24 protein-coding genes are annotated in these 19,555 nt (G+C 42.1%); 9 read left to right on the forward strand and 15 right to left on the reverse strand.

From position 1 onward, the window contains the following. From ACSSWA_RS11455 to ACSSWA_RS11500, 10 genes are all read right to left on the reverse strand, one after another. A complete protein-coding gene (locus ACSSWA_RS11455) occupies positions 1–630 on the reverse strand; it encodes a glycerol-3-phosphate acyltransferase (protein WP_437356713.1) in 630 nt (209 codons plus the stop codon). A gap of 116 nt (positions 631–746) precedes the next feature. Further along, complete coding sequence (locus tag ACSSWA_RS11460; protein WP_437356714.1) at positions 747–1,697, reverse strand: UDP-glucuronic acid decarboxylase family protein; 951 nt, start codon at positions 1,695–1,697, stop codon at positions 747–749. Continuing rightward, entirely contained in the window at positions 1,694–3,922 is a 2,229-nt protein-coding gene (locus ACSSWA_RS11465) for a GumC family protein (protein ID WP_437356715.1), read from the reverse strand. The genes ACSSWA_RS11460 and ACSSWA_RS11465 overlap by 4 nt, the downstream gene beginning before the upstream one ends. Positions 3,923–3,932: 10 nt before the next feature. Further along, complete coding sequence (locus ACSSWA_RS11470) at positions 3,933–4,451, reverse strand: SLBB domain-containing protein (RefSeq protein ID WP_437356716.1); 519 nt, start codon at positions 4,449–4,451, stop codon at positions 3,933–3,935. A 17-nt stretch (positions 4,452–4,468) separates the two neighbouring features. Next, positions 4,469–5,332, reverse strand: coding sequence for a cell division protein FtsX (locus ACSSWA_RS11475; RefSeq protein WP_437356717.1), 864 nt, complete (start codon positions 5,330–5,332; stop codon positions 4,469–4,471). A 9-nt stretch (positions 5,333–5,341) separates the two neighbouring features. Continuing rightward, positions 5,342–5,797 carry a hypothetical protein gene (locus ACSSWA_RS11480; protein ID WP_437356718.1) on the reverse strand — a complete coding sequence of 152 codons (456 nt, stop codon included), beginning with the start codon at positions 5,795–5,797 and terminating at the stop codon, positions 5,342–5,344. A 31-nt stretch (positions 5,798–5,828) separates the two neighbouring features. Then, positions 5,829–6,407 (reverse strand): hypothetical protein, encoded by a 579-nt coding sequence (locus tag ACSSWA_RS11485; protein WP_437356719.1) that lies wholly within the window; start codon positions 6,405–6,407, stop codon positions 5,829–5,831. Continuing rightward, a complete protein-coding gene (locus tag ACSSWA_RS11490; RefSeq protein ID WP_437356720.1) occupies positions 6,404–7,135 on the reverse strand; it encodes a class I SAM-dependent methyltransferase in 732 nt (243 codons plus the stop codon). The genes ACSSWA_RS11485 and ACSSWA_RS11490 overlap by 4 nt, the downstream gene beginning before the upstream one ends. After that, the gene (gene recR / locus ACSSWA_RS11495; protein WP_437356721.1) at positions 7,135–7,731 is read right to left on the reverse strand and encodes a recombination mediator RecR; all 597 of its coding nucleotides are present in this window, start codon (positions 7,729–7,731) and stop codon (positions 7,135–7,137) included. Before recR ends, ACSSWA_RS11490 begins: the two co-directional genes overlap by 1 nt. A gap of 1 nt (position 7,732) precedes the next feature. Further along, positions 7,733–8,059, reverse strand: coding sequence for a YbaB/EbfC family nucleoid-associated protein (locus ACSSWA_RS11500; protein WP_437356722.1), 327 nt, complete (start codon positions 8,057–8,059; stop codon positions 7,733–7,735). Between the two features lie 86 nt (positions 8,060–8,145). Between ACSSWA_RS11500 and ACSSWA_RS11505 the strand changes: the two genes are divergently transcribed. The 9 genes from ACSSWA_RS11505 to ACSSWA_RS11545 all read left to right on the forward strand — a co-directional run bounded on the left by ACSSWA_RS11505 (position 8,146) and on the right by ACSSWA_RS11545 (position 14,627). Continuing rightward, positions 8,146–8,826: a phosphatidylserine decarboxylase family protein gene (locus tag ACSSWA_RS11505; protein ID WP_437356723.1), complete on the forward strand. Its 681-nt coding sequence runs from the start codon at positions 8,146–8,148 to the stop codon at positions 8,824–8,826. Continuing rightward, complete coding sequence (pssA, locus tag ACSSWA_RS11510; RefSeq protein ID WP_437356724.1) at positions 8,819–9,556, forward strand: CDP-diacylglycerol--serine O-phosphatidyltransferase; 738 nt, start codon at positions 8,819–8,821, stop codon at positions 9,554–9,556. The genes ACSSWA_RS11505 and pssA overlap by 8 nt, the downstream gene beginning before the upstream one ends. A gap of 1 nt (position 9,557) precedes the next feature. Continuing rightward, entirely contained in the window at positions 9,558–9,818 is a 261-nt protein-coding gene (gene purS / locus ACSSWA_RS11515) for a phosphoribosylformylglycinamidine synthase subunit PurS (protein WP_014857369.1), read from the forward strand. A gap of 1 nt (position 9,819) precedes the next feature. Further along, a complete protein-coding gene (purQ, locus tag ACSSWA_RS11520) occupies positions 9,820–10,515 on the forward strand; it encodes a phosphoribosylformylglycinamidine synthase subunit PurQ (RefSeq protein ID WP_437356725.1) in 696 nt (231 codons plus the stop codon). A gap of 12 nt (positions 10,516–10,527) precedes the next feature. Continuing rightward, complete coding sequence (locus tag ACSSWA_RS11525) at positions 10,528–10,746, forward strand: Sec-independent protein translocase subunit TatA/TatB (RefSeq protein ID WP_422881859.1); 219 nt, start codon at positions 10,528–10,530, stop codon at positions 10,744–10,746. A 14-nt stretch (positions 10,747–10,760) separates the two neighbouring features. Continuing rightward, positions 10,761–12,191: an Asp-tRNA(Asn)/Glu-tRNA(Gln) amidotransferase subunit GatA gene (gene gatA / locus ACSSWA_RS11530; RefSeq protein WP_437356726.1), complete on the forward strand. Its 1,431-nt coding sequence runs from the start codon at positions 10,761–10,763 to the stop codon at positions 12,189–12,191. 80 nt (positions 12,192–12,271) lie between these two features. Then, on the forward strand, positions 12,272–13,168 hold the full coding sequence (gene sucD / locus ACSSWA_RS11535) for a succinate--CoA ligase subunit alpha (RefSeq protein WP_422881861.1): 897 nt from the start codon (positions 12,272–12,274) through the stop codon (positions 13,166–13,168). A gap of 12 nt (positions 13,169–13,180) precedes the next feature. After that, a complete protein-coding gene (ndk, locus tag ACSSWA_RS11540; RefSeq protein WP_422881863.1) occupies positions 13,181–13,615 on the forward strand; it encodes a nucleoside-diphosphate kinase in 435 nt (144 codons plus the stop codon). 1 nt (position 13,616) lies between these two features. Continuing rightward, positions 13,617–14,627, forward strand: a complete 1,011-nt coding sequence (locus tag ACSSWA_RS11545; protein ID WP_437356727.1) for a DUF6263 family protein — start codon at positions 13,617–13,619, stop codon at positions 14,625–14,627. A gap of 37 nt (positions 14,628–14,664) precedes the next feature. Here ACSSWA_RS11545 and ACSSWA_RS11550 read toward each other — a convergent pair whose 3' ends face one another. The 5 genes from ACSSWA_RS11550 to ACSSWA_RS11570 form a co-directional block, all read right to left on the reverse strand. Continuing rightward, on the reverse strand, positions 14,665–15,972 hold the full coding sequence (locus ACSSWA_RS11550; RefSeq protein WP_437356728.1) for an NfeD family protein: 1,308 nt from the start codon (positions 15,970–15,972) through the stop codon (positions 14,665–14,667). 63 nt (positions 15,973–16,035) lie between these two features. Next, the gene (speB, locus tag ACSSWA_RS11555) at positions 16,036–16,926 is read right to left on the reverse strand and encodes an agmatinase (protein ID WP_437356729.1); all 891 of its coding nucleotides are present in this window, start codon (positions 16,924–16,926) and stop codon (positions 16,036–16,038) included. A gap of 65 nt (positions 16,927–16,991) precedes the next feature. After that, on the reverse strand, positions 16,992–17,309 hold the full coding sequence (gene yajC, locus ACSSWA_RS11560) for a preprotein translocase subunit YajC (RefSeq protein WP_014857378.1): 318 nt from the start codon (positions 17,307–17,309) through the stop codon (positions 16,992–16,994). Next, positions 17,310–18,458 (reverse strand): tRNA guanosine(34) transglycosylase Tgt, encoded by a 1,149-nt coding sequence (tgt, locus tag ACSSWA_RS11565; protein WP_437356730.1) that lies wholly within the window; start codon positions 18,456–18,458, stop codon positions 17,310–17,312. It lies immediately after the preceding gene. 39 nt (positions 18,459–18,497) lie between these two features. Further along, positions 18,498–19,538 (reverse strand): T9SS type A sorting domain-containing protein, encoded by a 1,041-nt coding sequence (locus ACSSWA_RS11570; protein ID WP_437356731.1) that lies wholly within the window; start codon positions 19,536–19,538, stop codon positions 18,498–18,500. Positions 19,539–19,555 lie beyond the last annotated feature (17 nt).

Below are 19,555 nucleotides of genomic sequence, written 5' to 3' on the forward strand. Positions count from 1 at the left end.
TCAGTCGCCCTTTTTACTTTTTGCAAGACCCGAAAAATATTCTTTAATCGGTATGATATGTTTTGACAAAATAATCAGGAGCATTAAAGAAACCAGTATGCTGAAATTCATCGTGTCGACTGCGGAGGGAGAAGCGTATTTGTTTAGAATGTCGCCGGAAGTAAACGAGAGCAATCCGGTTAACAATGTGGCGGTAAAATTTGCAAAATGGATGTGGCGCCTGAAAAGATACGCAACAAGCCATAGAGCTACCCAGATGCCGAGAACGGGAATCGATATAATCAGCGCCCCTCCCGCAGCCGTCGCCAATCCTCTGCCGCCTTTGAAATTAATCCAGAATGAATAACAATGCCCCAACACAGCTCCGATTAATGCAATCATCATGAATTCGAATTTATGTCCGAAAAGAATTTCGGCGAGCCAGACGCTCAGAAGTCCTTTCAAAGCGTCGATTGCAAAAACAATCAGCCCGATTAATTTCGAATTTGTTACTTCGTACGAATTCATTGCGCCGACATTTCCGGAGCCCGCTTTTGTAACGTCTATTTTCTTCGATTTCTTCAGAAGCAGATATGCCGTGGGCGTCGAGCCTAAAATCGCCCCGATTAAAAAACTTAAAAGATAATTCATATAAAAACCGTTTTTATCTTTACAAATGTACTAAAATTCGGTTTGTGCAGAAAACCTTTCGTTCAACAAGCAAAATGGGTAACAGGTTTCGAAAGAAACGCAGCGCTGCAGCGGGTTTAATTACGGTTTATAGCTTCTTTAAAATATTCGAGAGTTCGCTTCAGACCCTCTTGCCTCGAAATTTTAGGCTCCCACTCGAGAATTTCCCGAGCCTTTGTGATATCGGGTCTTCTTACTTTAGGGTCGTCCTGCGGCAATTCTTTATAAACGATTTTGCTCTTCGAACCGCATAATTCAATAACTTCTTCGGCAAATTTTTTCAGCGATACTTCGTCCGGATTGCCGATATTGACCGGATAAACTTCGTTCGACATCAACAATCTGAAGATTCCCTCCACGAGATCGTCCACATAACAGAAACTGCGTGTTTGCGAGCCGTCGCCGAATACGGTCAGATCTTCGCCTTTGAGAGCCTGCATAAAAAATGTTGGAAGCGCTCTGCCGTCGTCGACTCTCATTCTGGGACCGTACGTATTGAAGATTCTTACAATTCTGGTGCCGAGTCCGTGATATCTGTGATAAGCCATCGTCATAGCTTCGGCAAATCGTTTGGCTTCGTCGTAAACGCCTCGCGGTCCTACGGGATTTACGTTGCCCCAGTATTCTTCGCTTTGCGGATGAACCAATGGGTCTCCGTATACTTCCGAAGTCGAAGCCAAAAGAAAGATCGCATTTTTTTCTTTCGCCAGTCCCAGCGCTTTATGAGTTCCGAGCGAACCGACTTTAAGCGTTTGAATCGGAAGTTTAAGGTAATCGATAGGACTTGCGGGCGAAGCAAAATGGAGTACGTAGTCGACGCTATGCGGCACATGAATGTAATTGGTAACGTCGAGTTTAATGAATTGAAAATTTTCATTTCCGAAAAGGTGTTCGATATTTTCAATTCTTCCCGTAAGAAGATTGTCTAGACAAATAACTTTCATGCCTTCGGAAATCAGCCTGTCGCAGAGATGCGAACCGAGGAATCCCGCGCCGCCCGTAATAACCGCAGTTTTTTTTGCTTTCAATTTGCTTTCACTCTGTTTTTCTTGGAACCGTTAGTCGGACTGGAATAATAGTAATAATATTTATAATAAGAGCTGTATCCGCTTCTGTAGCTGAAATTGTTCAGTACGGTTCCGATAAACGTGGAATTATCGCGGCGCAGCATTTCAACCGATTTTTCGAGTAAGTCGACTTCGGTAAAGTTTGCCGAAACGACTAATATAGTGGCGTCCACAAGCTGAGCAAGAATTTCGGAATCGGTAACCGCAATCAAAGGCGGCGAATCGATTACGACATAATCGTATTCTTCTTTTAGTTTCTTAATAAAATTAATCATCTGATCGGAACCCAGGATTTCAGAAGGATTAGGCGGAATTGTGCCGGCGCTAATATAACTCAGATTATTAACGTCGGTTGTTCTGATAATTTCTTCATAACCGACCTGTCCGAAGAAATAGTCGGTAAAACCAGGATAGCGTTTATGACCGAATACGTTATGCAGACGAGGCTTTCTGAGGTCGGCGTCTATGATAACAGTTTTATTATTTGCGTAAGCCAGACTGCCCGCCAGGTTGACGGCGGTTGTGGTTTTCCCTTCCTGGGAACGAGGCGATGTAACCAATATTGTTCTTAATGAATCCTTGTCGATCTTGGAGAATTTAATACGGGTTCTCAAGGCTCGGTAAGCTTCGCTTGCGCTGGCGTCGGGTTTTTTCGAGACAATGAATTCGAGTTCGGGATTTGTTTCAATTCCTTCGATATGCGGTATCCATGCGAGTATGTTAATATTCCTGTTTTGTATATCTTCAGGAGTTTTAATTGTGTTGTCAAAATTGTGGCGCAGGAATGCAAAACCCAGTCCCAGTCCTACTCCAATAACCAGTCCCGCAAAAACAATAAGAAGCCTGTTAGGTTTGGACGGCAGAGTAGGCACAATCGCCGGGTCGATTATCAATACATTTCCCGGAACGGATTGTTCGTTTATGATTGCTTCCTGGTATTTCTCTTCCACCTGAAGATATAATTTTTCGTATGCTTGTTTTTCTCTCGTAAGTCTTGCAAGATCAATTGAGCTCGTGGGAAGTTTATTCAGTCTTTTGTCGTAATCCGCGACAATCTCGCTCAGTTTATCGTACGAAGCTTTCAAAGCCTGGTATTTTACTTCTTCTTCCAGAACTTTTCGGGTAAGTTCTTTAATCTCTTCTGGGCTCGAAGCGAGTATTCCCGCTCTGTATACCGTTAATTGATTATTAAGTTTTTCTTTCAAGTCGTTAATCTTGGCGTCGAACTCCCGAATAATTTCCGAACGTCTCGGCGAATCCTTATAAGACGACAAAGCTCTGTCCTTTTGAGTCTGCAGGTCGGCTATTTGCAACTGAAGATTTTTAATATAAGGTTCGGTGGCAAAACTTTCAATATAATCGCTTATGTTCGGGTCCTGCTTGGCGAGTTCGGCTTTATACTGTTTAAGAGTATTTTCGGCGATAGTCAGGTCGATTTTGGTCGCGTTCATTTTCGATTCGAAATCGGTCGTTTGTTCGATAAGGGCTTTAGCCTGTTCGGGCAGTTCCACGATTCCTTTTTGTTCCTGATAAGTTCTCAACGCTTCTTCGACCGCAGACAATTCGGCCAGTTTTTCCTCGCGTTGTTGAGCCAGAAACTCTTTGACGGCTGTCAATTGCTGACGATTGTAAGTCAAATTGAGTTTTTTATACGCTTCCGCATAACAATTTGCAATGAGAGAAGCTTCGTATGGCGAACGCGATTCAACAGTAATTTCGACAATGTCGAGTCCTCTCTTCTGAGAAATATCGACCTCCGATTCCAAAAGTTCAATAATATCTTCGACAGGCAATAGAACGGGTTTGCTGTTTCGGTCTTCCCTTTCAACGATCAATTCAAATTTATCTTTATTGCGCGAGAGCTTAAATGAATCGATTAAAGTTTCCGCCACCTGGTTTCGCAGAGAATAACTTTTTAATACTTCGATTTCGTTAGCTATAAAACGATCGCTTCCGAAGTCCTGAAATTCGGGAATTAAAGGCGCATCCAGAATGCTGCCCTGCGGTTTTGTTATTTTCAGCGTCGTAGTCGATTTATAAATATTAGGAGCGTTTAACGCATAGACCACAGCCACAATGAGAGCAGTAATACTAATTACGATTATGCTCCCGATATTTAAACGAATCAGGTTGATATAATCTTTCAGCGAATTTTCCTGATAAAAATTATTATCGTTGTTATTCACTTTACCCTCTCTAATTGCGTGTAATATTTAGTATGAGAATAGTCAACGATATCAAAGCGCTGAGCACAGACACAATAATGCTGACAGTTTCGCGAGTATATAATCTGGGAGCGCCCGGCACAACCAAAACATCGCCGGCTTCCAGATGAGGAAATTTCACGGACCTTGAATCGAGTTCCGTTTCGTACATTATATCGTTGTAATTAACTTTTATAAGACTCTGGGTAGAATCAGGATTAATACGATAAATTCTCAAATCGTCCAGATGAGCCGCGTCCGTAGGTCCTCCGGCATACGACAAAAGGTCCAAAACCGTCGTATAAATCGGCACAACATATTTTCCCGGATACCGGACAAAACCCCAGACGGCAACTTTGATATTTACCGACTCGGGATCGGATAAATCGAAATAGCCCGTTTGCTGGTTGTATCTTTGCAAAAGAGACGAACCCAGCTCGTAATCTTTAATTTGACCGTAAACATTGGTTACAATGAAAAGCATTGTAAAGAGAGCAAAGAATTTTTTCATGACCCTCACTTTCCTTTCTAATCAGTTTGAAGCGACAACCTTCTGGATGAAATTAAGCTGCCCATTAGTCCCAGAGAAATTCCGAGCAACAATATAAACAAATAAATTACATTAATAAACTTGACAAAGTTAATATTATTTAAAATTTCAGTCAACAGCAATTTCGACAAATAAACGACCGCCAGAGCCGCCAAAGAAGAAAGAATGCCGACGAGTATGCCGTAAAGAATAATCGGAATTTTCAGCGTTATTAATTTTGCGCCTACAAGTTTCATCGTCCGGTACAATTGAGCATTGGCTTCGATCTGGAGCCGGCTGTTTGTATATACAAGATAGACCGATAAAATGACAAGCGCAGCGGAAAAAAGATAGATCAATATTTGCAACGAACCGAGATAATTAAATAACTTCAATATGAAATCATAATCGTAAACCACATCGGTAACGCCTGAAATTTTCCTGATCCGATCGATTTCCCTTTCGAAATTGCGCGGATTAATTTTCTCCGGATTGAATTTAACGACAAACGAGCGAGGCAGAGGATTTTCGCTCAAAATTTCTCTGAAATCTTCCCCTGTCTCCCTAATAAACTCCTCGGCGGCTTCGTCTTTGTCGATAAAACGCGTCTTTGAAATCGACGACATTTCGTTCAAAAGCGACTCGATTTCTTTTAGTTGACCGTCATTTAAATAATCATCGACGAAAACAGACACTTCGATATTCCGTTTGATTTTATCGGTCAGCTTAGAAGAGAAATAGATCATGCCGGCAGAAAATCCGCACATCAATACGGCAATTGTAGTGATGGAAACTATTACAATTGTGGCAAACGGCGAACGTTTGAAAATCTTAAAGGCTTCCTTAAAATAAAACGATATCATGACTGTTCCCTAATAATTCGATTCGTCGATCCAGCGGTAAATCTGCCATTTGTTGTTGTTTTTAACGAGTTCGAGATTAACCTTGCCGTCGATATACTCGATATCGACCGGCGAAAAAGCCACGGTCAAATTAAAGCTTCTTATAATATGCGTCGAATCGCCGCTCATTATTATTATATTGTTCCAGATCAAATCGAGACGTTGAGTATTTTGAAAAAGTCCGTAAGTGGTTTTCATCTCCTCGTCCCTGCCCCAGCTAACGTCGTAACCTTTATCGTAATCGCGGTATGTAAATATAAAGTCGGGATGAAGAAGCTGGCTGTAAATCAAAGTATCTTTAAATGTATAGGCGTATTGAAAATTTTTAAAGACGCCTTCGATGTCGCTCTGATTGCTAATCAGTCTGTCGCTGCCGCCGATCGATTCGTCCAATTTTGGCGCAAACGGATTAACGCACCCCGCCAAAACAAACAACAATATGTAAGCTATCGGTTTGTTAATTTGAAATTCTCCCTTTCAGATCGCTCCAGCATTGAGAAGACTCGCTTTTATAATCGCGCCATTCCACAATAACCCACTGTTCCCGCGAGTCTTTATAAACGCTCATTTGAGAAGAGCCTTTGTATTCGCCGTCGAGCGCTTTATTAGTCGAATTTATTACGAGCGAATAATCGAAAACGTAAATAACGCTGTCGCTGAATCTGTTTTCGTTCAGATTGTCCAGCGATAAATTTATATTTTTACCTTCGGGCAAATTTGCTTTCAAATTTTCAAGGAATAGCCGCTCGGAATTCAAATCCCAATTGCTCAAAGCGGGATTGGTAGCCAGGGCTTCGCCCGCGGGAATAAATTTGTATTCCTTGTCGAGAAAATTTTTGTCGACAAAACAAGCCAGGTAATTTTCCGTAATCTTTTCCTCGATCGAAGATTCGAAATTCCGAAGCAAAATTTCCGGCGAGGTAGCGGCTATAAAATTCGAACTCGGTTTAATCGGCTCTTCAGCCTCGCGCGTCGTTATCAAATCGCAAGCGGCAATTATAATAATTAATATCGATATGTAAGCCGCGTATTTCATTTTTTCATAAACATAATTAACCGTGGAGTATTTTCCGCATACGAATTTCCGTTATAATCGCCGTATAAATTAACCAATTTATACCCAATTTGCTCAAATTTCTTTTGAAGCGTTTCCGAATCGTAAAGCTTTACGGATTCGTAAAATGTTTTCCGATTTCCGCCGTAATCAATAATTATTTCTTTAATTACCCGTTCTTTCCGTATCGTACGTTTTTCAGTAATCAACGCTCCGTTTACTTTTCTTACCGTTTCTTCTTCAAGGTTATTTTCCACATACGTTTTATTCAGATAATCGAAAACGTACCATCCGCCTGTTTTAAGAAAACCGTAAGCTCTTTCCGGAAAAGAAAAATTTTCCTCGTCGCTTTCAAAATAACCGAAACTTGTAAACAGGTTAAGGATAATGTCGAAACGGGTTTTAAAACAAACCCGTCTTATATCGGCTCGAATCAATTTAAGATTCAGATTCGATCCGCAGGCTTCGGCGCGGGCTCTGTCGAGGAATAATTTGCTGAGGTCGAATCCAACGACATCGTATCCTTTCGAAGCAAAAAATAAAGCGTGCCTTCCGAATCCGCATGCGGCGTCGAGTATCAAAGCTTTTTCTCGCGGTCGGGTTTCGCGTAAGATTAATTCGCCCAGCAGACGGGCGTCATTTAAATCGCGGTGGTTGTAAACATTAAAATATTCTTCCGATGAGAACCAGTCTTTATACCAATTATCCATCACAATTGAATTCTTCCGCTGAAAGCGCGTCCGATTGTTGCGGGGTCGGCAAATTCGAGGTCGCCTCCTATTGGCAGTCCTCTTGCAATTCGACTTACTTTAACCGGATATTCTTTTAATATTTTCGTCAAATAGAGCGAAGTAGCGTCGCCTTCGGCGTCGGGATTTAATGCCAGAATAATTTCGTTGACTCCGCCTGATTCAATTCTTTTAATCAATTCGCCTATGTGGAGTTTGTCGGGCGTAATATCCGCAAGCGGATTCAATACGCCGCCCAGAACGTGATACGCTCCGTTGTATTCATTTGTCTTTTCGATAGCAATCACGTCGCTGATTTCTTCAACAACGCATACTACCGAATGGTCGCGTTTCGGACTTTTGCAAATGTCGCATTTTTCTTCGACGGATAAATTGAAACAGATTTCGCAAAAACGGAGTTCGTTTTTTAATGCGCCGATTGCATCGACGAGCGACTCGACCGTTTCCTTGTCGCTCTTTAAAAGATGCAGCGCCAACCGTTGAGCCGTTTTCTTTCCGATCGAAGGAAGTTTGCTCAACTCGTCTATAGCTCTCTGTAAAGGTTCGGCAATAAGCAATTTAGAACCCCGGTATGTTCATTCCCGGCGGAATCATGCCTTTTGTAACCGAAGCCATTTCTTCTTCCGCCATTTTGGAGGCGGATTCCAACGCTTTGTTGACCGCCGCGATGATAAGGTCTTCGATCATTTCCTTATCGTTGCTTTTAATAATTTCGTCGTCTATATCGATCGATACAATTTCCTTTTTGCCGTTGGCGGTCACTTTAACCATACCGCCGCCGCTTTCTTCGGTTACAGTTTTGCTGCCCAATTCTTCCTGGACTTTTGCCATTTCCGCCTGCATCTTCTGAATTTGTTTGAGCATATTTTGCATATTGAAATTCATCTTTCCTCCGGTTTATAATATTCGTACCGCAAAATTATCAAAAAAAATTAACACAAGAAATTAAGTAAATAAAATATTAGATTAGTATGGTTTATAAAAATCTTCTGAAAAATATGATAGCAAAATACGGTTTAAATACATTCATTTTAATGGCGGCAATTTCCGCGCTGCTCATTCTTGCCGGAATTTTCGTAAACAACGGATGGATTAAATACGGGCTGATTATTATCGGTCTTCTTTTTTTGATATTTAATTTGAATTTTTTCCGGGATCCTGAGAGGATTCCTCCCGACAGGAACGATGTAGTTGTATCCCCGGCGGACGGCGAAGTTCTGTTCGTCAAAGAAGTCTACGAAAAAAGATTCATCGACGACGAAGCCATTCAGGTGTCGGTTTTCATGTCGCCTTTGAACGTGCACGTAAATCGAATTCCGATAGACGGCAAAGTCGAATATCTGAATTATGTCGAAGGCGATTACCTGATGGCGTTTTACGATAAATCGGATTTAAGAAACGAACGAAGCGAAATCGGAATCCGATCCAGATACGGGAAAGTCCTTTTTACGCAAGTGGCGGGTTTTATAGCAAGAAGAATCGTATACGAACTCAAAGAGGGCGACACGGTTAAAATGGGCGATCGTTTCGGAATGATCAAATTCGGCAGCCGTTCGGATATCATAGCTCCGAAAAAATGGACTCCCGCTGTCAAACCGGGAGACAAAGTTAAAGCCGGCGAATCAATTTTATTCGAGTACAAAAATGACTAATTCAAAATCGTTTGTTGCCAATTTTGTAACATCGCTTAATCTATTTTGCGGATTCCTGTCGATTGTTTATACGTCGCACGGGAATTACAAGCTTGCCGCTATTTTTATTATAATGGCCGCAATCTTCGATACGCTCGACGGAATTATTGCGCGGCTTTTGAGCACATCGAGCCGGTTCGGAGTCGAACTCGATTCGCTTTCGGACGTAGTAAGTTTCGGCGCCGCGCCCTCATTTCTGATTTATAAAGCATACACTTATCAATTCGGTCTGCCGGGAATTATAATCGGCTCGCTCATACTTATCTTCGGATCGTTCCGGTTGGCTCGCTTCAACATTATGGTCGAAGACCTGAACACGAAAGGAGATTTTACCGGACTGCCGATACCGCTTTCGGCTTTGACGATTTCCACTCTCGTCTTTTCATATTCCACCGATAACGGAATGACGCAGCCGTTCGACATTTTTATAATACCCCTGATACTATTGCTCTCTTTCCTGATGGTAAGCAAAGTGCGCTACAATGCGCTTCCGAAATTGAAGGACAAAAAAATTAAAGAAAAAATCGTTTTATTTGTAACGTTGATTATCGCTTTGTTTCTCGCTTTCGCTACAAACGGAAGAATTTTGTTTTTCATTTTTCTATCAATAGTGCTCTTTGGTATATTTAGACATCTTTATTTTTTCTTTTTTTCAAAAAATCAGATTTTAGAAACGACGCAGGAGAAGTAAATTGTTCAAAGCAACAGTAATCGTTAAAAGAAGACCTACAATTTTAGACCCGCAGGGGAAAGCAGTTGAGCAGGGAGCCAAATTACTCGGCTTTAACAACGTTAAAAACACTCGCATCGGAAAATATATCGAGTTTTTTATCGACACAGACGACAGAGAAGCCGCCGAAAAAGAACTCAAAGAATACAGCGAAAAGCTCCTCTCCAATCCGATAATGGAAGATTTTGAATATCATTTGGAACAAGTAAAACAGAAAAATTAAAATGAAGATAAAATTTGGTGTTGTAGTTTTTCCCGGCGCTAATTGCGACCACGACGCTTATTACGCTCTTAAAAAAATACTCGGTTACGATACCGAATTCTTGTGGCACAAAGATTCCGACCTGAAAGGCTCGAATGTAATATTGCTGCCGGGAGGTTTTTCGTACGGCGACTATCTGAGAACTGGCGCAATTGCCCGCTTTTCCCCCATCATGGACGAAGTAATTAAATTTGCCAACGGAGGAGGCATTGTAATCGGCATTTGCAACGGATTTCAAATACTCCTGGAAACCGGTCTTCTCCCCGGAGTAATGCAAAAGAACATTAATTTGAAATTCATTTGCAAAGACGTCTACCTGAAAGTGGAAAATAAAAATACAATCTTTACAAAACTTGTAGATAAAGACGTAATTAAAATCCCGATTGCCCACGGCGAAGGAAATTATTATACGGACGAAAAAACATTGCACGAACTCGAAAAAAACAATCAGGTAGTATTCCGTTATTCGGACATCAATGGAAACGTAACTCCGGAAGCAAATCCCAACGGTTCGCTCAACAACATAGCGGGAATAATAAACAAAGAAGGCAATGTTCTCGGGATGATGCCCCACCCCGAAAGGGCGTGCGATACGGCATTGTCCAGAACGGACGGAGCTTTAATTTTTAAGTCGATTGCTGAAAGTTTTTATAAATAAGGAGGATGAATTATGTTTGGAAACTTAGGCGCATCTGAGATTATTCTTATTGTGCTTGCAATTTTGATTCTTTTCGGCGCGAAGAAAATTCCGGAAGTAGCTCAAGGCATCGGTAAAGGTATGAAAGAATTCAAAAAGGCAATCCGGGAAGTGGAAGAAGACATTAAATCGATCGACAAAGTCGACTCGAAAAAAGAAACCGAAAAGGATAAATCCGAAACTTCAAATTAATCACGGTGATTTAATTGGCTCAATACAGAAACCACTCGGAAAAAACGGAATTAATTAAATCGGGAAAACTTTCGTTAAGAAAAAACGTTGAAGAATTCCTTCGTAAAATCGAAGACAATAAAGAGCTCAACGCTTTTAATTTTGTTTTTGACGATGCGTTATCGGAAGCCGATAAGATTGAAGAAAAAATCAAAAGCGGCAAAGCCGGCAAATTGGCTGGAATGGTAATTTCTGTCAAAGACGTCCTCTCAATAAAAAACCGTCCGATGACCTGCTCGTCGAAAATATTGGCAAACTACGAAGCCGTCTATACCGCTACGGCGGTTCAAAAATTAATCGACGAGGACGCCATAATAATCGGAAAGACCAACTGCGACGAATTTGCGATGGGTTCGTCGAACGAGAATTCCGCATTCGGCATAGTTCGAAATCCGCACGATAAAGAACGCGTGCCCGGAGGCTCAAGCGGCGGCTCGGCAGTTTCTGTCGCGGCAGGATTGTGCGACGCTTCCATAGGCACCGACACCGGAGGATCGATTCGTCAACCTGCGGCTTTTTGCGGCGTCTACGGTCTCAAACCAACTTACGGAAGAGTTTCAAGATACGGTTTGACCGCATTTGCATCGTCTTTCGATACTGTCGGTCCTTTTGCAAATTCGGTCGACGATATTGCCCTGATTTTAAGCGTTCTAGCCGGTAAAGATCCGAGAGATTCGACAAGCCGGGAGATTGAAGTTCCCGATTTCGATTTAACCGGAAACGGACCGGAAAAATTCACCGTGGGTATACCGAAAGAATACCTCAATCCTTCGAGCGAAGGCGGACTCGACCCGGAAATTAAAGAAGCCGTAGAGAATCAAATTAATATATTAAAGAAAAACGGATACGAAGTTAAGGAGATATCGCTGCCCCACACGGAATACTCAATTGCAACATATTATATATTGACGACAGCCGAAGCCTCTTCGAATTTATCGCGTTACGACGGAGCGCATTACGGTTACCGGTCGGACAAAGCGAATAATTTATTCGATATGTACACCGAATCGAGAACAGAAGGATTCGGCAAAGAAGTTAAGCGCAGAATTATGCTGGGAACTTACGTTCTCTCCGCAGGCTATTACGACGCTTACTACAGAAAAGCTCAAAAAGTAAGACGCCTTCTAAAAGAAGATTTCGATAAAGCATTCGAGCAGGCAGATTTAATATTGACTCCCACAACGCCTACGGTAGCATTCAAGATCGGCGAAAAATCAGCCGACCCGCTCCAAATGTATTTGAGCGATATTTTTACCACGCCGGCAAATCTGGCGGGTATACCCGGAATTAATATTCCTATCGGAAAAAACTCGGACGGTATGCCGATCGGGCTCCAGTTGATGGCCAATCATTTTGAGGAACTTAAATTGCTCCGGTTTGCCAAACAGCTGGAGAAGTTGAAATAAATTAATTCGAGAAATTTCGGGTATATTTCAAATTCCTTTCTTAATTTTGTAAGAAATATAAACAAACTACGGGAAAAATTATGAGTATCCTTCTCGACAAAAGAACGCGCGTTTTAGTTCAGGGAATAACCGGAGGCGAAGGTTCTTTCCATACCCGTCAAATGCTCGAATACGGAACTAAAGTTGTCGCCGGAGTAACTCCCGGCAAAGGCGGACAGAAATTCGAAGATACCGACATACCCATTTTCAATACCGTTAAAGAAGCGGTAAAAGAAACCAAAGCCACAGCTTCGGCTATCTTTGTGCCGCCGGCTTTTGCTGCCGACGCAATTCTTGAGGCAGCCGACGCGGGCATTAAATTAATCGTCTGTATTACCGAAGGCATTCCAGCCAGGGATATGGTTCGTGTCTATAATTCATTAAAAGGAAAAGACGTGCGTTTGATCGGTCCGAACTGTCCGGGCATTATATCGCCCGGAAAAGCAAAAATCGGAATTATGCCCGGCTTCATCCATAAAAAAGGAAAGGTTGGCATTGTTTCGCGAAGCGGAACTTTAACTTACGAAGCTGTCAAACAATTATCCGATCTGGGCATCGGACAATCGACGTGCGTAGGAATCGGAGGCGACCCTGTGATCGGCTCCCGTTTTATCGACATTATTAAATTGATGAACGAAGACGAAGGCACCGAAGGTATCGTTATGATCGGCGAAATCGGCGGAACAGCCGAAGAAGAAGCTGCCGAATATATTAAAAAGCACGTCAAAAAACCGGTAGTCGGATTCATCGCAGGTCGTACCGCTCCTCCGGGAAGACGAATGGGACACGCCGGAGCCATCATATCGGGAGGTAAAGGCACTGCCGCTGAAAAAATGGCGGCTCTCAAAAAGGCGGGAATTCACGTCGTCGAAAGTCCCGCTGAAATCGGAATCACGATGAAAAAAGCTTTGGAAAAAAATCAAAAAAGAAATAAATAAAGGAGAAATAAATTGAGCAGAACTCTTGCTATTCTTAAACCCGACTGCGTCCGCAAGGAATTAATCGGAAAAGTAATAAGTCATATTCAAAGCGCCGGATTTAAAATTGCGGCAATGAAAATGGTTAAACTTACGCCCGACGCCGCAAAAGGATTTTACGAAGTGCACAAGGAAAGACCGTTTTTTCACGAACTGATTTCATATATGACATCGGGTCCGTGCGTGCCTATTGTGCTCGAAAAAGAAAATGCCGTTGAAGATTTCCGCAAATTGATAGGCGCCACAGACCCTGCAAAAGCCGAAGAAGGCACTATCAGAAAAATGTACGCCGAAAACATTCAGGAAAATATCGTTCACGGCTCCGACTCGGACGAAAACGCGGCAAAAGAAATCGCTCATTTCTTTTCAAGAAAAGAATTATTAGAAATCAACGGATGGGAAGAATAAAATGAAAAACAGATTAATTGCCCTGCTTCTCTTTGCGATCATTGCAGGATGCTCGGGCGAAAAAGATAATAATCAGAACTCCGCCGAACTCAAAGAGATCGATCTGAAAGGCAAATCGGTAACTGTCGACTATAAATTCTCCAAAGGCGATAACATTAAGTATAAACTGACTACGATAACCGCTGCAAACGAGACAATTCAAGCCGACTCGCTCATTGAATCCAAATCGAACGAAAACACGATTTATCAATTCGATATTAACGTCGTTGAAGTGGAGCCGGACAATACAGCCGAGTTGGCAATAACAATTTCGTCATTGAAAATCGACGCGGACATTAACGGACAAAAATTCTTGTACGACGCAAACGCTAAAAACGACCAGGAACAGAATCAGAAATTCATCCAGTATTATGCAATACACAATGTTCCATACCGCGCCCGGGTAAGCAAAAAAGGCGAAGTGCTCGAAGTTTCTAGGCTCGACAAAATGGTCGATAAAATGAACTCGCTGCAGCCGGAGAATCAGAAACTCACAACAGAACAAAAAGTTCAGCTCTCCAAAAGCATCGGAGACGCAATCATCAGACCGCTTACTCAATTAATTTTCAGAGAACTCCCAGACAAACAACTGGCGCAAGATTCTACATGGATAAAGACCTATCCTTCCCAGCTAAGCGTATTCAACATAAACAACAACGTTACTTACAAAGTAGACGGGTTTGTCGAATATGACGGCAACCGGGCGGTAAATGTAAGCGCGGATTTAAACACAACTTGGACGGGAAATAAAAGCGGCGAAGAAAACGGCATCAAATACAGTTTCGAAGATCCGAAAATCGAAGGCGAAGGAAAAATTCTTTTCGATATCGACAGAGGTCTTTTAATAAAATCGGAAACGGGAACTACCGTTGAATTGAAAGCCAATCTTGAAATGCTCAATTCGATGCAGCAGAAAATCAAAACCGTTCGAAAAGATATTACGACAAACAAAAATATTATTGAACTGCTGTAAATAAATGCCTGCCCGTTAGCTAACGGGCAGGTCTTTTTTACTTTTTTCTTTCCACAATAACTTTCAAACCTTCAACGGCTTTTACTGTAATAGGGCTGTCTCTTTGAATATAATCGCCTTCCGTAATTACGTCGACTCTTTTGCCGTCTATCAAAGCTGTTCCTGAAGGTCTCAAATCTGTATAAGCGATACCTTCCCTGCCGATCAAATCTTTCAATGACGGCAAAGTTCCGTATCCCGATTTCTGTTCAACTTTTTTATCCAGAACCAATTTGGTAACCACGCTTGTTTTAGGCAAATATTTAAGCATTAAAGCCATAATAACAAGCGTAGAAAGGAGCGTAAGCGCAAGCTGTATAATAGCAAACGAGATAATATCCCAATCGATTAATGGGAAATCGGAAACAAGCCCCAGGAAAAGGCTGACTATCATTAATGCTATTCCGCTAACGCCGAATATGCCGAAACCCGGTACAACGAAGATTTCAATAAGGAGCAGTATAACGCCCACAATAAAGAGGATTATTTCGAGAGCCGAAGCAAGTTCAAGAATGTAGCCGCTGCCGAAAAATAGCGCCAGACTGATTACTCCAATCGTCCCGGGCATTCCCCAGCCAGGAGTTTTTATTTCCGTATAAAGCCCGAGCAAGCCGATCATTATCAATAGAGATGATATAATCGGATGGCTGAGAAATCTGATGAAATCTTCCGCCCAGTTCGATTCGACTGTAATCAAACTCGCATTTTTGTATCCGAAAGCTTCTTTAACTTCTTCGACAGATGATAGAATTGTGTCTGCCATTCCGAATTTAAGGGCTTCTTCCGCAGTCAGCGTAATCAGTTTTGTGCTGTCGTCCTGCAGGTCGGGCACAACTATAGTTTCATCTACCATTCCCTGGGCAATATCTGTTCTCCTGCCGTTTTTTTCGGCTGTCGCTCTCATTTCCGAGCGCATGTAGGATTGATATTTTTCGGATTGTTTTTGACCGGATTGATCGACTACAGTTGTAGCGCCCATTGAAGCGCCCGGAGTCATAACAATTTTTTCGCATGAAAGAGCTATCAATGCGCCGGCGGAAATTGCGCGCTTGTCGATAAATGCGATGGTTCTTACTTTACTGTTGAGTATTGCATCTTTAATTTGAGTGGCTGCGTCGACTCTTCCTCCGAAAGTATTAATTCGGAAGATAATTGCATCTGCCGTATTCTGCTCCGCTTCGTCGACAATTCTTTTTACGTAAGGCGCCAATCCCAGATCGATATCGCCTTCGATATCGCCGTAATAAACTTTTTGCGCCGATACGCTCGACAGAAAGATTAAAACCAGCAGCAGTATTTTTTTCAATTTACCCTCTCGCTCAAATTTATGTTACTCTTAAATAACCAAATTGAACGACTAATTCAACACCTATCTGCCGGTAAAAGCGTAATTGAGCATTTTATAAACGAGTTTTGCCGCTACAAAATTCGACGAAGGATGATATTTAGAAGGCGCCAGTTCCACGACGTCGAAGCCTACAATGTTTTTTTCCGCCCCGACAATTTTCAATAGATTCATGGTTTCGTCCCAGAAGAGACCGCCCGGCTCAGGAGTTCCAGTCGCAGGCAACAACGACGGATCGAATCCGTCGACGTCAAAAGTTATGTAGACGTTTTCCGTCAAATTCTTTACGACCAATTCCTGCCAGTTCTCGCCGTACATACCCGACTTGATTTCTCTGGCGTAGAAAGTTTTGATGTTGTGTTTTTTTCTAAATTCCGCTTCTTCTTTGCATTGAGCGCGGATTCCCACCTGGACAATATTTTTATTGAATTCGGCTATTCGAGCCATTACGGAGGCATGCGAAAATTTACTGCCGTTATAACTGTCGCGCAGGTCGGAATGAGCGTCGATTTGAAGGATCGAAAGGTTGGGAAATCGTTCCGAAAAAGCCATTGCCGGAGCCGAAGAAATCGAATGCTCGCCTCCCAACAAAACTACGAACTTGCCGTTGTCGATTTGCCGCGCGGTCTCTTTGTAAATTTTCCTGAGTGATTTTTCGATCGACAAATTCTTAAAATCCAACGGCTCGAGAGTAGCTATCCCTTTTTCAAAACATAGTTCGCGGTTCATTTCCTCGTCATAAAATTCGACATAATGAGAGGCTTTCAGAATTTCATCGGGGCCTGTTGCAGTTCCTTTTCCGTAACTAACGGTTCTTTCGAAAGGAGCCGAAATAATAACTATTTCGGATTCTTCGTAATTGGAATACTCTTTTTCGATGGCAAGAAAATTTTTTTTGATTCCCAAAACTTTCATACTTCCTCCGGATAGAAATAATAAAAGCCCCGTTCCCCTGAACGGGGCTTGTGAGCATTTGATAATTATTTGTCGTCTCTCAAAATAGTGGCTATAGCCGACCGTTCGAATTTCATTTTTACATTATTGCCCACGTCGATAAGAACGGTTTTTTCGTCGAGTCCTGCGACAGTGCCGTAAAGTCCGCTGCTGAGAATCACTTTGTCGCCTTTTTGAACCGAAGAGAGCAATTTTTCGCGTTCCTTGGCTCTTTTTTGCTGTGGACGAATAATCATAAAATAGAAGATGGCAAAAATTGCGCCGAACATAATCAAAGTGCTGATCAATCCGCCTGAACCGCCCTGTCCGTTCGGAGGCGGAGCCATTGCTAATAATAAATCCATTTAATACTCCTTATTTAATTGTACATTGGTTGATAAAATTTCTACAATTTCGTTTTTCCATTCAATAAAGCTTCCGTCGAGTATCTTTTTTCTGGCAGTTTTAACCAGGTTCAGATAAAAAGTCAAATTATGAATAGAAGACAATTCCAAAGCTAATATTTCTTTTGCATTAAATAAATGCCTGAGATACGACTTGCTGAAATTTCTGCACGTGTAACAATCGCAATCGGGGTCGAGCGGCGAAAAGTCGTCTTTGTATGCTGCGTTGCGCATCGAAACAATACCGCGCGACGTAAAAAGATACGCATTTCTGGCATTGCGGGTCGGCATTACGCAGTCGAACATATCCACCCCGCGCTCAATAGCCTCGAGAATATTTTCCGGACGCCCCACGCCCATCAAGTATCTCGGTTTGTTCTCCGGCATAAAATCGGTAGTGAAATTTACAAGGTCGTACATTACTTCCGGCGGCTCGCCAACCGCAAGCCCTCCGATTGCATAACCGTCGAAATCGAGTTTCAGCAGATCTTTAGCCGAAATTTCTCTCAATTCTTTATAGACGCTGCCCTGAATAATTCCGAAAAGAGCCTGCGAATGACCGTAGAGAGGTTTTGTCGATTCAAAAGCCTCTTTATTGAGTAGAGCCCAGCTGCTCGTCAATTCGGTCGATTTTTTTGCATAATCGTATTCGCACGGGTAAGGCGTGCATTCATCGAGCGGCATAATAATATCCGAACCGATACTTCTCTGGATTTCGATAACTTTTTGCGGCGTAAAATAGTGTTTCGAGCCGTCGAGATGAGATCTGAACTCGACGCCGTCGCTTTTCAGTTTTCTCAACTCGGTAAGGCTGTAGACCTGGAAACCTCCGCTGTCGGTTAGTATCGGCAGGTCCCACGACATAAATTTATGCAAACCGCCGGCTTGCTCCAGAATATCCGTGCCGGGACGCAAATACAAATGATACGTATTCGACAAAATTATTTGCGCTTTAATTTCGTCCTTTAAAATTCTTTGGGAAACGGCTTTAACAGTTCCCTGCGTTCCCACCGGCATAAAAATAGGCGTTTCGATTTCGCCGTGCTCCGTAATAATTCTGCCTGCCCGGGCTTTTGAATGTATATCTCTTTTTTCTAACTTGAATTCCATAATTCTCACATAATTCGGAACCGAAATATATGAATATTTCTACCTGATTTTTAGCAATTTTGTAACTTTTGTCTCCATTTTATCCCTCAATACCAGAATATAGAATCCTGCCGGGAGATAATCGAGTTTAATTATTCCCTCCCTGTTTAATACTCCGGAATAGACCACTTCGCCTGCTATATTGTAAAGCGATATATGCGTATTCCCGCGGACACCGGCAATCTTCAAATGATCTCTAAAAGGATTGGGATATGTTATTACATTTTCTGACGTTACATCACTTTGACTAACATTCGTAATATTGCATATTTCATTATAAATTTCTTCGAAGGCATCAGTTATGTTCGAAAAATAATTTTCATCCCATTTCCAGTAAAGCAGTCCGTCGCACGTGGAATCTCTGAGTAGAGCCAGCGAATAATTTACAATTTCATCCTTCGTCATTTGGTTCTGATTAATTCCGCCGGAAAGGACGTTAATACTGTAAATGTTTCTCAATCCCGACTCAATTGCGGCTTTCGAATTGGTATCGATAAAATCATGAATATTGCCGAATTTAGAAGAATATTGAGGTTTGGCATAATCGAGGTATCTGTATCTTCCGAAATTAGACAGGTAATCTGCCGGAGCGCCTACTGCAGCGGCAACAAAATCGACAAGTTTTTTACTCAGCGCCGCCGCCGAATCGATTAGTTTTCCGTCGACTTTATTTCCGTTCCAGTTATTCGGATCGTGCGGTTCATCGAACATCAAATGGCAAAAAATAATCTCTTTATATTCTTCGAAATCGAATCCGGAATACTTATTCAATTGCTCCGCAAATTTGTCGATGCTAAAATTACCGTCTTCATTCTGAAAGTTATGCCGTGCTCCCGTTAAATTCAGACATATCGTATAACCGTACCGTTTACTGTCCTCAAGAATGGCGCGTAAAGAGGTTGTATCTGTAACCGATCTGAAAACGAAATTAAGATAATCATGCTTTACGTCTACAGGCTGATGGAAAGCCCCGAAATTGATGCAATTTTGGGGAAAGATAAAATCAGCAAAGAAAAGGAGCAGTATAATTACTTTATTCAAATCGCCTAAGTTTTTAT

Origin of the sequence: Melioribacter sp. Ez-97 (assembly GCF_051488665.1) — a bacterium.
In the GTDB taxonomy this organism is placed as follows: domain Bacteria; phylum Bacteroidota; class Ignavibacteria; order Ignavibacteriales; family Melioribacteraceae; genus Melioribacter.

What these genes read in the sequence shown, in the direction of transcription:
- ACSSWA_RS11455 (WP_437356713.1), bottom strand. Translation starts at nt 630, where the DNA reads ATGAATTATCTTTTAAGTTTTTTAATCGGGGCGATTTTAGGCTCGACG.
- ACSSWA_RS11470 (WP_437356716.1), bottom strand. Translation starts at nt 4,451, where the DNA reads ATGAAAAAATTCTTTGCTCTCTTTACAATGCTTTTCATTGTAACCAAT.
- ACSSWA_RS11475 (WP_437356717.1), bottom strand. Translation starts at nt 5,332, where the DNA reads ATGATATCGTTTTATTTTAAGGAAGCCTTTAAGATTTTCAAACGTTCG.
- ACSSWA_RS11485 (WP_437356719.1), bottom strand. Translation starts at nt 6,407, where the DNA reads ATGAAATACGCGGCTTACATATCGATATTAATTATTATAATTGCCGCT.
- ACSSWA_RS11490 (WP_437356720.1), bottom strand. Translation starts at nt 7,135, where the DNA reads ATGGATAATTGGTATAAAGACTGGTTCTCATCGGAAGAATATTTTAAT.
- ACSSWA_RS11500 (WP_437356722.1), bottom strand. Translation starts at nt 8,059, where the DNA reads ATGAATTTCAATATGCAAAATATGCTCAAACAAATTCAGAAGATGCAG.
- ACSSWA_RS11505 (WP_437356723.1), top strand. Translation starts at nt 8,146, where the DNA reads ATGGTTTATAAAAATCTTCTGAAAAATATGATAGCAAAATACGGTTTA.
- pssA (WP_437356724.1), top strand. Translation starts at nt 8,819, where the DNA reads ATGACTAATTCAAAATCGTTTGTTGCCAATTTTGTAACATCGCTTAAT.
- purQ (WP_437356725.1), top strand. Translation starts at nt 9,820, where the DNA reads ATGAAGATAAAATTTGGTGTTGTAGTTTTTCCCGGCGCTAATTGCGAC.
- ACSSWA_RS11525 (WP_422881859.1), top strand. Translation starts at nt 10,528, where the DNA reads ATGTTTGGAAACTTAGGCGCATCTGAGATTATTCTTATTGTGCTTGCA.
- sucD (WP_422881861.1), top strand. Translation starts at nt 12,272, where the DNA reads ATGAGTATCCTTCTCGACAAAAGAACGCGCGTTTTAGTTCAGGGAATA.
- ACSSWA_RS11545 (WP_437356727.1), top strand. Translation starts at nt 13,617, where the DNA reads ATGAAAAACAGATTAATTGCCCTGCTTCTCTTTGCGATCATTGCAGGA.
- speB (WP_437356729.1), bottom strand. Translation starts at nt 16,926, where the DNA reads ATGAAAGTTTTGGGAATCAAAAAAAATTTTCTTGCCATCGAAAAAGAG.
- yajC (WP_014857378.1), bottom strand. Translation starts at nt 17,309, where the DNA reads ATGGATTTATTATTAGCAATGGCTCCGCCTCCGAACGGACAGGGCGGT.
- tgt (WP_437356730.1), bottom strand. Translation starts at nt 18,458, where the DNA reads ATGGAATTCAAGTTAGAAAAAAGAGATATACATTCAAAAGCCCGGGCA.